Annotated in this window: 13 protein-coding genes; 6 read left to right on the top strand and 7 right to left on the bottom strand. The window is 30.9% G+C overall.

From position 1 onward, the window contains the following. Positions 1–92: 92 nt before the first annotated feature. The gene (locus MKD34_RS09355; protein ID WP_240220993.1) at positions 93–872 is read left to right on the top strand and encodes a glucose 1-dehydrogenase; all 780 of its coding nucleotides are present in this window, start codon (positions 93–95) and stop codon (positions 870–872) included. A 23-nt stretch (positions 873–895) separates the two neighbouring features. Then, positions 896–1222 carry a DUF1622 domain-containing protein gene (locus MKD34_RS09350; RefSeq protein WP_240220991.1) on the top strand — a complete coding sequence of 109 codons (327 nt, stop codon included), beginning with the start codon at positions 896–898 and terminating at the stop codon, positions 1220–1222. 36 nt (positions 1223–1258) lie between these two features. Here the strand turns inward: MKD34_RS09350 and MKD34_RS09345 are convergent, their stop codons facing one another. The 6 genes from MKD34_RS09345 to MKD34_RS09320 all read right to left on the bottom strand — a co-directional run bounded on the left by MKD34_RS09345 (position 1259) and on the right by MKD34_RS09320 (position 7979). Continuing rightward, entirely contained in the window at positions 1259–2467 is a 1209-nt protein-coding gene (locus tag MKD34_RS09345; protein WP_240220989.1) for an ammonium transporter, read from the bottom strand. A gap of 55 nt (positions 2468–2522) precedes the next feature. Beyond that, a complete protein-coding gene (gene glsA / locus MKD34_RS09340) occupies positions 2523–3443 on the bottom strand; it encodes a glutaminase A (RefSeq protein ID WP_240220987.1) in 921 nt (306 codons plus the stop codon). A 26-nt stretch (positions 3444–3469) separates the two neighbouring features. Beyond that, the gene (gene gadC / locus MKD34_RS09335; protein WP_282441582.1) at positions 3470–5107 is read right to left on the bottom strand and encodes a glutamate:gamma-aminobutyrate antiporter; all 1638 of its coding nucleotides are present in this window, start codon (positions 5105–5107) and stop codon (positions 3470–3472) included. Positions 5108–5214: 107 nt separating this feature from the next. After that, complete coding sequence (locus MKD34_RS09330) at positions 5215–6726, bottom strand: ClC family H(+)/Cl(-) exchange transporter (protein ID WP_240220985.1); 1512 nt, start codon at positions 6724–6726, stop codon at positions 5215–5217. Positions 6727–6738: 12 nt separating this feature from the next. Next, complete coding sequence (locus tag MKD34_RS09325; protein WP_240220983.1) at positions 6739–7194, bottom strand: threonine/serine exporter family protein; 456 nt, start codon at positions 7192–7194, stop codon at positions 6739–6741. After that, complete coding sequence (locus MKD34_RS09320) at positions 7191–7979, bottom strand: threonine/serine exporter family protein (protein ID WP_240220981.1); 789 nt, start codon at positions 7977–7979, stop codon at positions 7191–7193. Before MKD34_RS09320 ends, MKD34_RS09325 begins: the two co-directional genes overlap by 4 nt. Before the next feature lie 202 nt (positions 7980–8181). Between MKD34_RS09320 and MKD34_RS09315 the strand changes: the two genes are divergently transcribed. Next, complete coding sequence (locus MKD34_RS09315; RefSeq protein WP_240220979.1) at positions 8182–9249, top strand: agmatine deiminase family protein; 1068 nt, start codon at positions 8182–8184, stop codon at positions 9247–9249. A gap of 19 nt (positions 9250–9268) precedes the next feature. Continuing rightward, positions 9269–10150 (top strand): N-carbamoylputrescine amidase, encoded by an 882-nt coding sequence (gene aguB, locus MKD34_RS09310; protein ID WP_240220977.1) that lies wholly within the window; start codon positions 9269–9271, stop codon positions 10148–10150. A gap of 44 nt (positions 10151–10194) precedes the next feature. Here the strand turns inward: aguB and MKD34_RS09305 are convergent, their stop codons facing one another. Then, positions 10195–11487: an APC family permease gene (locus tag MKD34_RS09305; protein WP_240220976.1), complete on the bottom strand. Its 1293-nt coding sequence runs from the start codon at positions 11485–11487 to the stop codon at positions 10195–10197. Positions 11488–11685: 198 nt separating this feature from the next. Between MKD34_RS09305 and MKD34_RS09300 the strand changes: the two genes are divergently transcribed. Together MKD34_RS09300 and rbsK are read left to right on the top strand one after the other, a co-directional pair. Then, entirely contained in the window at positions 11686–12417 is a 732-nt protein-coding gene (locus MKD34_RS09300) for an FMN-binding protein (RefSeq protein WP_240220974.1), read from the top strand. A gap of 152 nt (positions 12418–12569) precedes the next feature. Next, complete coding sequence (gene rbsK / locus MKD34_RS09295; protein ID WP_240220972.1) at positions 12570–13481, top strand: ribokinase; 912 nt, start codon at positions 12570–12572, stop codon at positions 13479–13481. The last annotated feature ends 3 nt before the right edge of the window (positions 13482–13484 follow it).

Genomic DNA, 13484 nt, shown 5'->3' with positions numbered 1-13484 from the left:
TTTCGAAATAGTTTTTTTAAATCCTTTTAATTTTTAATAATAAAAGGATTTTCTATCTTTTATTAGAAAATTAAGTCAGGAGGTGTTTTATTATGTTTAAAATTGAAAATCACTATAATTTAAAAGGTATGGTTGCTATTATAACTGGTGCTGGTGCTGGAATTGGTAAAGCTTCTGCTCTAATGTTAGCTAGAGCTGGTGCTAATATTGTATGTGCTGATTTAAATAAAGTTGATGCTGATAACACAGCTATCGAAGCTAGAGGTGAAGGTGTTAAAGCTATTGGAGTAAAATGTGATGTTACATCTATACAAGACTTAGAAGAAGTTGTTAAAGCTACTATTCAAGAGTTTGGTAAAATAAACATTTTAGTTAACAACGCTGGTGGTGGCGGAGGTGGAAGAGAGAAATTTTTAGAATTAACTCCTGAATATCTTCAAAAGATATATAATCTTAATGTTTTTAGTATCTTTAATCTTTCTAGACTTTGTGCTCCACACATGATTGCAAGTGAATATGGATCAATAGTTAATATTAGCTCTATGGCTAGCTTAATGCAAAGTCATAACATGAGTGTTTACGGAAGTTCTAAGGCTGCAATTAATCAGCTTACAAAATATATGGCTGTTGATTTAGGGCCAATAATTAGAGTTAATGCCATTGCACCAGGAGCTATTAAAACTCACGCATTAGCAACTGTTTTAACTCCAGAATTAGAAGAAGTTATGTTAAAGAAAACTCCTATGAAAGTTTTAGGAGAAGCAGATGATATAGCTATGGCTGTATTTTTCTTAGCATCACCTCTATCTAAATGGATTACAGGACAAATTCTTCCTGTTAATGGTGGTGGAGAACAAGATTTAGAGGGATAATTTTTTATTAAGGGGTGGATTTTATGCTTACTTTTGAACACTATATTATGGATTCTTTTAAAATTTTATTGCACTGGTTAGCTTTCTTTTTTACAGCTTTGTCTATAGGAGTTATCTGCTTTGGGTTTTTAAAAAGTGTTAAAATCCTATTTACAAATAAAGAAGCTCTTAGTTTCAATAAAATAATGAGAGAAACTTTTGATAAGTACATTTTAGTAGGTCTTCAATTTTTAATCATTGCTGATATTGTTGATACTATTATTTTAAGAGATTTGCAAAATATTGTGCTAGTGCTTCTAATAGTTATTATTAGAACTATTATGAGTTGGGAAATAGAAAAACATAAATAAAAAAGCTCTAAGTGAATTAATCACTTAGAGCTTTTTTTAGTCATCACTATATTTTTCATTTAATAAACTTTCATCTAATCCTTTTTCAATCTGCTCTTTTGTTACTCTAATATTTGAAGTTTTATCTAAAAATTTCATTATTAAATATGAAACAACTATAGAATATACTCCTACTAATGCTGCTCCAAATAATTGAATCCATAATTGATGAGAACTAGCTGAAACTTCATTTACCATTCCATTTGCTAAAAGTCCAATCAATACAGTTCCCATAAATCCTCCAACACCATGAACACCCCATACATCTAGAGCATCATCCCATTGCATTTTTCTTGGTATTTTTATTGCATAGAAACATACAATTCCTGCTAATGCTCCTATTAATAATGCAGATGGTGGTGTTACATAACCTGATGCTGGTGTTATTGTTGCAAGTCCTGCAACAGCTCCAACTAAAGGATCTAAAAATGAAAACTTTTTCTTTTCAGAATATGACATTATTGCCCATACAATCATACCACTTGCACAAGCTACACCAGTATTTGTAAATACAATCGCTGTTGTTCCTGCAGCTGCCAAAGTTCCTCCTGCGTTGAATCCAAACCACCCAAACATAAGTATCCCAGCTCCAACTGCCACAAGTCCCATATTAAAAGGTCCTTTTCCAGTTATAACTTTTCTTTTCCCAAGAACCCAAAGAGCTCCTAATCCTGAAAAAGCTGCTGAAACGTGGATTACAGTACCTCCTGCAAAATCTACAAATCCCATTTTAGCTAAAAATCCTTGTCCCCATACCCAATGAGCTACAGGGAAATAAACTAAAATCATCCAAATAACAAGATACTTTAACCAAGCTCCCATAGTTATTCTATTAACTATAGATCCTGTCATTAACGGTAAAGTTATTATTGCGAACATTAATTGATACATAAAAAACATTAAAAATGGAATTGTTAATCCATACTTAGTGTTGACTTGAAAAATTATATCTTTAAAATTCATAAATTGGAATGGATCTCCAATTATTCCTCCTATTGTATTTCCAAATACTAAACTAAATCCTCCAAAAATCCACATTAAAGTTACAACTCCAATTGATATAAAAATTTGTAACATTAAAGTTAGGGAATGTTTTTTCTCTACTAATCCTCCGTAAAAAAATGCTAATCCTGGAGTCATAAAAAACACTAATACTGTTGCTATTACCATAAAGGCTACATTTCCATGTATTACACCTTGAAACATACAGAATACCTCCTATTTTAAAAAGGTCTCTTAATTAAGAGACCTTTTTAGTTTTTTAAAACATGTCTAGTTCCATCTCTTTTGAGATATCTTTCATTATTCCCATACCTGCAACACTATTTCCCTCAGCATCTAAAGCTGGTCCAAATACTGCTACACCTATTTTTTTACTTGATACTGGAGAAATTATACCTCCACCAACTCCTGATTTTCCAGGAATTCCAATGTTATCAAGATATTCTCCACTTTGATCATACATTCCACAAGTAGCAATTAAACCACTAACTATTTGTGCATATTTTTTAGGAATAACTCTCTCTCCATTTGATAAAACTCCACCATTTGCAAAGAATCTTGCAATTTTAGCTAAACTTTCTGTAGTTACATATATTGAACATTGCTTAAAATAAACATCTAGAATCTCTTCTACATCTCCACTTAAAACTCCCTGTCCTTTCATATAGTAAGCTAAACCTCTGTTTGTATCTCCAGTAGCTTTTTCACTTAAATAAATATCTGTAGCTAATTCTAAAGAATCATCTTCACTTATTTTCTTCATAAATTCTAAAATTCTATTAAATTTATCTACTGGATCTTTTCCTTTTATTAGAGAAGCTGTCATAATAGCTCCTGCATTTATAAAGGGATTTCTTGGTAAGTGATCAGGTTCTGTTTCTAATTTTTTTATTGAGTTAAAAGCATCTCCTGAAGGCTCTTTATGAACGTGTTTAAATACTTCTTCCTCTCCATTATCTAATAGAGCTAAAGCTAAAACAACTGTTTTAGATATACTTTCTATAGCAAATCTAACTTTTGTATCTCCTGCTGATAACATAGTTCCATCTGGAAATGCAATAACTGCACCTAAGTAATCTTTACTTACTTTAGCTAACTCTGGGATATATGTTGCTACAGCTCCTTGAGATATTAAACCTTTATTGTTTTCTACTATTTTACTTAATACATCTTGATTCATTTTTTTGCCTCCATGTCTAAGAACTTTTATTTTTGTTCTTTTTCTTCATTAGATTCTGGTTTAGTTTCAACCTCTTTTTTTTCTTCAACTTGTTTCTGATCATCAACTTTTTTAGGCTCTACATCTTGATTCATAACATCATCTGGATGAGGAGTAATATGGAACTCTCCTCTTGCTTTAGGATGTCCAAAGAAGTGGTGCTCAGGAGCATTTTCTGTTGTGATTCTTGTTGGATCTATTGCAACTGCATTTCTTTTATCTCTAAACTCATATATTATAAATGGAAGAACTAAAACTACTATAAATCCTACTGTTAAAATAGTTTCATACTCCCCAGTGTTTCCACCTGGAATATTATCTGGTGGGAAGAATGATATAATAAATGCAAATAGTGATGTTAAGAATCCAATTGCACCAACAATACATTTAAATACAACTCCACCTGGAATTTGATATCCAGCTTGAGCATCTGTTGTTTTTCTTTTTAAAACTAATGTTAAATAACCTATAAATAATAGGAAGTATGTCATTAAGTAAATAACAACTGTTAAAGACATAGCTGTCATGAAGGACATGTTGTTTCCTCCACCACCTAGTGTTAAAACAATCGCCCAAATAGTTACGATAACTCCTTGGAACATTACTAAAGGAACTGGTACATCGTTTTTATTAACTTTTTTAAACACTGGAGGTAAAATACCCTTTTGTGCTGCAACATACATAGCTCTTGATGGTCCAACTATCCATGCACTTACTTCAGCTAAAACTCCAAGTCCAATAAATGCTGCTATAATTCTAACAATCCAATCTAAATGACTTCCATAGTGATTAATTAATATCGCAAAAGTTTGGTTAACTCCTGCACTTAAGTTTATCTCATTTACTGGAATTACTGTAGCTATTGATAATCCACCTGCAGAACTTATAACGATAGCTATGATAACTAACATAAATACAGCTATTGGGTATTGTTTTTTAGGATTAGCCATCTCGTTAGCATGGGAAGCTGATGCTTCTACCCCCATATAACTCAAGATAAATGATACCAATATAACCAATGAGTTTACATTAGTAAAATCTGGGAAGAATGAATTCCAGCTAACTTCCATATGTACTGGATTTCCAGCCACAACGTAAGCTATTGCTAAACCAATTAAGATTATTGCAGGAATTACAATACCAAATATGAATCCAATTCTTGCTATTTTAGCTGTGTATTTAGTTCCACCTAATTGTGAGAATGTTAAAATCCAAAATACAATTAAAATTGAAATTAATTTTAGATGTGGATTTACATTTAATCCTGGCCAATCAAATAGGTACGATAATGAACCATTAATAAAGTAAAGCATTGGAATATAACCTACTGTTATTTCAAAAAACTGATAGAATATTGCCGCAAATCCCCAACGCTCACCTAAAGATTCAGAAACCCAAGTGAAAACCCCACCTGTTTCCCATCCTGGAATTGTTGCCATTTCAGCTGCACAAAGTGCTACTGGAATAAACCAAAATAATCCTCCAAATAGTAAGAAGAAAAGTAATGAAAATCCTGAAGTTGCAAAACTCGGATATTCATAAACAGCCATAACCATTGAGGCTGTTATTGTGAAGAATCCAAATAGTGTCAACTGTTTGTTAGTTGTACTAGTGTTAGTAGCCATAATCAAACCCTCCTATAAAATATTTTTTATTATTGTCACTCTATTGTTCACTTTTAGAAGAACATTTCCTTCTTAAAAAGTTATATCTTTTTTAGTTTTATTTTTTTCTAATTTTCTTGAGCTAAAGATCTCAAAGAATCATAAAATTTTTCAATATCTCTTTTCTTAGTTGGGACTCCTATTATGTCATTTTTCTCTATTGTAGTTGTATCATCAATTTTTATAATTTCTCCTCTTCTTTCGATAGCTTTTATTTTAAGATCTCCTGGCAAATCTATTTTTCCAATCTCTTCTCCTATTAAATATGATTCGCTTCCCACTTCAAAAACTAAATCTACAATTTCATTATTATTGTCATTCTCAATTAAAGGTTTATATAATAAATCATATATTGGTTCTACCTTTAATAGATTACTAACTGTATATGCTAATCCAGCTACAATAACCATACTTGGAAGAAGTGTAAAATCCCATGTCATTTCTAATATTAAAATAATTCCTGTAGCTGGTGATCTAACTACTACTACAAAGGCTGAAGCCATTCCTAAAAATATAAATACTCCCAAATTATTAATATCAATTAAATTAAAATATAACAAAATTAATCCAAACAATTTTCCTGATAATCCTCCAATCACTAAAAGAGGTAAAAATATACCACCAGGAAATCCAGTAGAATAAGATAGTGTTGTAAATAGTAATTTTAAAATTATAAAAAATATTAAAGCACCAATAGAAAGGTCATTAACCATTCCCTCTCTTATTAAAAAGCTTTCTCCACCAGCAGTTAAATCTTTATAAAAAATTCCAATTACTATAACCATTAATGTATAAAAAAATACTTTAATATACTTTGATAATTTTATTTTCCTATTTAATTTTTGAAAATAAATTAAAAGAAAAGAAAAACTTTTACCTACTAAACTTATAAATATTGCAAAAGCTATACAAATATAGAAATATTCAAAATAGTTTAAGTTTTGTGGATAGTTTACAACTATATCTAGATAATCATTTTTTACAAAAAACTTAGCCGCCATATATCCTGAAACTATCGAACCTAAAAAAGAAAAAATTGTTAGTCTTGAATTAAAATATTTTTGTAACTCTTCAGCTATAAAAATTGCGGAAGCTAATGGTGCTGTAAAGGCTGATGATAATCCTGCACCTGCTCCACTCATTATTAAATATTTTCTCTCAACGGGATCTACTTTAAATACTTGAGACACCGTTTCTCCAATAAGTGCTCCCATTTGTACCGAAGGACCTTCTCTTCCAAGTGAATATCCTGCTGAAATTCCAGAAACACCACCTAAGAATTTAAAAACTAAATTTTTTATTGGATTCTTTACTTTTATTCTTCCGTAAATTTGTGCTCTTGCTTGAGGAATACCACTTCCTGTAATCAGTGGACTATCCTCTACCATCTTACTTATTAAAATACCTATAATATATATTCCAATAAACCCTAAAATTAAGTAGTATAATGGATTGTTCAAATTAAAAATCATATCTCTTATATAACTTGATTTTTCTATCATCCATCTATAGGGTATTGTTATAAGACCTGTTACAAATCCAGTTAAAATAGCTAATATATAAACTTTTAAAATCCCCATAATAAACTCCTTTTATAAATTTTCTTTTGCTTTTTTCTTTACTATATAATAATAAATTTGTGAAAATGTTGAGACTGTTAGAATTCCAATGGCAATTGATCCCGATATAATAAATGTTTCTATTCCTTTTTCTACTGCTTTAGATATACTATCCTGTACTATATAGTACATCGTATAATATATTCCTCCACCTGGAACTAAAGGAATCATACATGGATATAAAAATGAAACTGTTGGTACCTTTAATCTTCTCGATAAAATTTCAGAATATATTGTTATAGTTGAAGATGCTGCTGTATAAGATATGAAATATGTAAAACCTTTTTCACTCAATAAGCTATACACTAACCAGCCTATTCCAGCACCAAAACTACCATATAAATTTTTCATTCCTTTCACATTAAATATTATCCCAAAACCATAGGTTGCAACAATTGATGATATAACCTGAATTATTATTACCCTCATAGTAATCCTCCTAGTGTTTTTATAATGGATAAAGTTATTCCAGATCCTATTGCTAAAGCAGTTCCTACCATAAAGGCTTCCACCCCTCTTGCAATTCCTGAAACTAAATCTCCTGTTATCAAATCTCTAATAGAGTTTGTAAAAGCAATTCCAGGAACCAATAGCATTAATGTTGAAATTATTGTCACTGAAATCTCAGGAATTATCCCAAACAAAAAACATATGTAAGCTGAGAAAGAGCAAACCATACCTCCTACTAAATTCAAGAAGAATTTATTTATCATTAGCTTTGCAGCAAAATAGCCTAAAAATGATATTGAAATAGCTCCAATAACTGAAGCAATACAACTTCCCCTATCTCCACCAAAATAATATGCAAAAGCTCCTGCTGCAATACAATTTCCTAATAGTACATAAAGAAATCCATATGCTTTTTCATCATCAATCTCTTTTACTTTTTCAAGAAACTCTTTAAAAGTATAACTATCTATATCTCTTACTAAAGAACTTAATTTAGAAATTTTTTCTACATTTATAGTTCTCATCCTTATTTTCTCTATATTTGTAAAAAATCTTCTTTCTCTTCCTCTTATTGTTGTTAAAATACTAGATAAAACTGCAAATGAATTTGATTCAAGACCATAGTGATTACATATTTTATCTACCATATCCTCTGCTCTATAGGTTTCTCCACCAGATTCCAGTATCAATTTTCCTACATAACTTGCTAAATATAAAATGTCATTTTCATTGATAACTGTTAAATCCTCCCTAAGATTATCCATATATATCTCTCCTATTTATTATTTATTTAAATATTCAGATTTCCAACTCATTTTCCTTGAAATTTTGTATCTTTTTAAGGATAAGTATAAATTTTTTTCACAAAATAAAAAAGAAATCCCAAAAATAAAATGAATAATGCAAGTGATTTATGGTAATTAGATTTATTTTTAAATCAATATCGTTATCAAGGAGGTTAGTATTATGTTTGGAACTTGTGGTAAAACACCTAGAGAACTTGGCTATAGAATGCCTGGAGAGTGGGAAAAAAGAAGACGTACTTTTATGCAATGGCCTGTTAGAGATGGAAAAAATAGTAGAACTCCACTTTGGCCTGATGGAATTGAAGCGGCTAGAAAAGGATATGCTAATGTAGCAAAAGCTATTGCTGAATTTGAGGAGTTAGTTATGATTGCCCCTCCTGAACTTCTACATGAAGTTAAAGAAATGTGTGGAGAAAAAGTAGAAGTATTATGTCTACCAATAGACGATTCGTGGGTTAGAGATAATGGTCCCACTTTTTTACTAAACGATGACCAAGAGGTAGCAGCAGTTAAATGGAGATTTACTTCTTATGGTGAAAAATATCAAACACACTATAACGATAGTAAAGTTCCTTATCATTTAGGAATATTTTATGATGTTCCAGTATTTACTTCTCCATTAGCTTTAGAAGGTGGAGGAATCCACTCAGATGGACAAGGAACTATTTTAACAACAGAATCTGCTTTACTTACTGGTTCTAGAAACTCTAGATTCACAAAAGAGGAAGTAACTAACTTATTAGAAGAATATTTAGGTGGTGAACAAGTTATCTGGTTAAAATCTGGTTTATATGGAGATTTAACTGATGGCCATGTTGATAATACAGCATGTTTTGTTAGACCTGGAGTTATTATAATTCAAGCTTGTTACGATGAAAAAGACCCTGATTACGAGATTTTCCAAGAAAATATGAAAATATTAAGAGAATTTAAAGATAGATCAAGTGGACTACCTTTTGAAATTATTGAAATTGAAAAACCTCCTATTAGATATTATGATGGTCAACTTCTTACATTAAGTTATATAAACTATTTACCTGTAACTGGAGCAGTTATTGTTCCAACTTTTGGTGGAGACGCTGAAGAAACAGATAAAAAAGCATTAGAAGCTATTCAAAAAGCTTACCCTGATAGAAAAGTAGTTCCTATAGATGGAATGCCTATCATTATTGGTGGTGGATGTGTTCACTGTATAACTCAACAAATGCCTTATGGAAAAAGTTTTTAGTTAAAGGAGGAAGATTTATATGAGAAAAGTTAAAGTAGCAGCAGTTCAAATGTCTCTAGGATGGGATGTTGATGAAAATATAAGAAAAGCAGAAACACAAGTTAGAGCAGCAGCAGCTGAAGGAGCTCAAATAATTTTACTTTCTGAATTATTTGAAAGAGTTTACTTCTGTGCAAAAGAAAAAGCTGAGTACATGCAATTTGCAACAGAATTAGAATTAGATACAGCAGTTAATCATTTTAAAAAAGTTGCAAAAGAATTACAAGTTGTTCTTCCAATAAGTTTTTACGAGAGAAAACATGGTGCAAGATATAATTCAATAGCTATCATAGATGCTGATGGAGAGATTTTAGGAATTTATAGAAAAAGTCACATCCCTCACGATGTAAGTGGGTATCAAGAAAAATTCTATTTTAATATAGGAGATACTGGTTTTAAAGTTTGGGAAACTAAATATGCTAAAATTGGTGTTGCTATATGTTGGGATCAATGGTTCCCTGAATCAGCAAGATGTATGGCTTTAATGGGAGCTGAAATCCTATTCTATCCTACAGCTATTGGATCAGAACCTAGTGACCCTACTATGGATACAAAAGACCATTGGCAAAGAGTTATGCAAGGACATGCAGGTGCAAACTTAACTCCATTAGTTTGTGCTAACAGAACAGGTCAAGAGCATGTTGATGAGATAGGAGTTAAATTCTATGGATCATCTTTCATTGCTGATCACACTGGTGCTAAAATTTCAGAGATGGACAGAGATTCTGAAGGTTTTGCAATAGCTGAATTAGACTTAGCTGCTATTGATGATTATAGAGCTTTCTGGGGATTATTTAGAGATAGAAGACCTGATTTATACGGAGCTATCTTAACTCTTGATGGAGAAACAAAATTTAAATAATACTTATAAAATAATAAGGAGGATGCGAATGCATCCTCCTATTTTTATTGTTTCTCCATTTGTTTTTTAGCATAAGTTACATATAATATAGCTCCAATTATAAATCCTATTATAATAAAAAGTAGATTTTCATGTGACGATTGACTTAATAACCATATTGATAATATTATAGCTATTACTGGAATAATCGGTCCTAATGGAATTTTATATTGTGCTTTTAACTTTCTTTTTCTAAAAACTAAAACAGAACCTGCCGTAGATATAAACTCAATTAAACGAGCTATAACTGTAAGGCTTGCTAAAAATATAAAGTTTCCATAAAGAGCTAAACTAATAGTTATTGCTGTTGTTAATAAAATTGCAAATCCAGCTGTTCCAAATCTACCTTTTTTATTAAAAATTTCAGGTACATATTTACTATCTGCTAAAGCTTGAATTGATCTTGGTGCAATAAATGATAAAGCTATTGTTATTCCTCCAATAGAAACCAAAGTAGCTATTGTTATAAATAAAAATCCAGAACTTCCAAATACTGCTGCTGTCGCTGAAGCTATCGGAACTGAAGTTGTTCCTAACTTAGGTCCTAATAAACCTATACAAACCACCATAACCATCAGATAAAAAATAGAACAGAATATCATAACCCATATTATAGCTTTAGGTAAATTTTTTGTTGGATTTTGCATATCTTCTGCTGCTACTGCCAATAAATCAAATCCAGTAAATGCATAAAATATAACTAAAGTGGCAACTCCTAAATTTCCAGTTGAAAGACCTAGCTCTATCTTAGGAATCAATGGAAAAAAATCTGGTCCCTTTATAAAAAATATTCCTACAAAAACAAATAGTATTAAAGGTAATAACTTACTTACAGTTATAAGATTATTTAATATTTTTGAAAATTTAACTCCTAAGTAGTTTAGTACTCCTAAGAAAACTCCAATACCTACTACAAATAATTTATTATAATATGGATCAATGGTTATAGGATATATTCCACCAAATGCCGTTAAAAAACCTTGAATCTCTGCTGCCCAACTAACAATACCTATGAACCAAGCAAAAATTCCAATTTCAAAACCTACAAAGTTTCCATATGCTTCTTTTGCATACACAAAAGATGAACCATTTTTATCAAAAATACTTGCTGTTTCAGCAAAACAAAGGGCTAAAAACAGTGCTAACACAGCATTTATTAAAATTACTATTAGACTAGCTAATCCTACATCAGCGTATGCTTTATTTGGTAAAAGAAAAATCCCTGACCCAATTATTGAGTTTATCCCCAAAAAGAAAATACTCCAAAATCCAAGCTTGTTACTCTTTAAATCATCCATTTGGAAACCTCCTTCTCCTCACAAACTTTTACTCTATGCAACATAACACTCCTCCTGTATTTAATTGTTTTCATGCTACATTATTCTCTTCTTTATTAATAAATCCTTTAGAAAAAATTTTTTTCTTGTTTTTTCAAAAAAAATAAGGTATATACGTACTACTTAGAAACTAATCTATTTCCAAAAGGAGTGATTTTAATGATAAAAAAATGGTTACCACTATCTCTTTCAGCTCTTTTACTTTGTGGATCAATTTCATCTTTTGCTGCTGAAACTAAAATCTACCAAGGTTTAGGACATTCAACAAACTTTAGAGTTGGTCCTGGTAAAGATAGTGAAGGACAACAAGTTTATAGTTTCAACTACGTAGATGCTGCTGTACTTTTCGATTCTGATGGAAAAATTATAAATGCCGTAGTTGATGCCTTAGAAGTTAGTACACCAAATTACGATGGAGAAAGCATGCCACATTTTTCAGGGTGGCCTGGAACTGAAGGTCATAATTTAGCTGATCATAAAACTAAAAAAGTTATTGGTAAAACTGAAAATACTCCTGCTAGCATAGCTAATGAAGTTGATAATTGGAAAACTAAAAGAGAACGTGGAGCTGCCTATGGAATGAACCCTAAAAATGAATGGGATGAACAAATGGACTTTTTCCAAGAGAAATTTAAAGGTAAAACAGTTGAAGAGTTAGAAATTATTTTCACAAAGCTATACTCAGATGTTAACGGAAGACCTTTAAAAGAAAATAGTAGAAATGATAAAGATAAAGAAAAATATAGTAAATTAACTGAAGCTGAAAAAAAAGAGGTTGCTGATATAACTGCTGGAGCTACAATGAGTTTAAGAGATAGTCATGGAGATATTTTAGGTGCACTAAAAAATGCATATGAAAACCGTGTTGAGGTGGCTATTCCAACTAAATAATACTAATAATTGCTGAAACTTTTCACAAAGTTTCAGTTTTTATTTTATTGACATTACTTTTTTAGTGTGCTAAATTAAAGGTATCGAGTATTTTTTAAACTTATTGTGTACACTATTTAATCACATTAATTATTTTTTAAGGAGATTTTAACATGAAAAAAATTGTTGTTGTTGGAAGCATTAACATGGATTTAGTTACAATTTGCGAAAGAGCACCTCGTGGTGGTGAAACTCTTTTAGGTAAGAAATTCATGCAAATCCCTGGTGGAAAAGGAGCTAACCAAGCTGTTGCTATGGGGAAGATGAAATCTCCAGTTTCTATGCTAGGAAAAATAGGAAAAGAGGGTATGGGAAATATTCTTCTAGATTCTATGAAAAAAGATGGAGTAGATGTTTCTAATATCGAGTATTGTGATGAAGCGACTGGTATTGCTAAAATTATCGTAGAAGATAATGGACAAAATAGAATTATTGTTGTTCCTGGAGCTAATTATGAAGTTGATAATTCTTATATAGATAGACATTTAGATACTATTAAAAATTGTGATATTCTTGTTACTCAACTTGAAATCCCAATGGAAACAGTTAAATATTCATTAAAAAAAGCTAAAGAGCTTGGAAAAATAACTATTTTAAATCCAGCTCCTGCTAATAAATTGGATGAAGAGATTATTTCAAATTCTGATTATATAATTCCAAATGAAACAGAGTTAGAGATTTTATCTGGAATACCTGTTACTGATGAAGAAAGTGTAATAAATGCTGCTAACATACTTTTAGACAAAGGTGTTAAAGGACTTATCGTTACTTTAGGAAGTAAGGGATGTATGTTTATAAGTAAAACAGAGAGAAGATCATTCCCAGCTTACAAAGTTAAAGCAATTGATACAACTGCTGCTGGAGATAGTTTTATTGGTGGTTTTGTAAATGGACTTGCTTCTGGTCTAACTTTTGAAGAAGCTATTGATAGAGGAACTAAGGTTGCTGCTATATCTGTTACTAGAATTGGTGCTCAAACATCGATACCAACTCTTGAAGAAGTATTAAATTTTAAAGGAGAATAAATT

It is taken from the genome of Cetobacterium somerae (genome assembly GCF_022430525.1).
Taxonomy (GTDB): domain Bacteria; phylum Fusobacteriota; class Fusobacteriia; order Fusobacteriales; family Fusobacteriaceae; genus Cetobacterium_A.
Note: the sequence above shows the minus strand (reverse complement) of the source record. Positions and strands in the feature narration are given on the sequence as shown.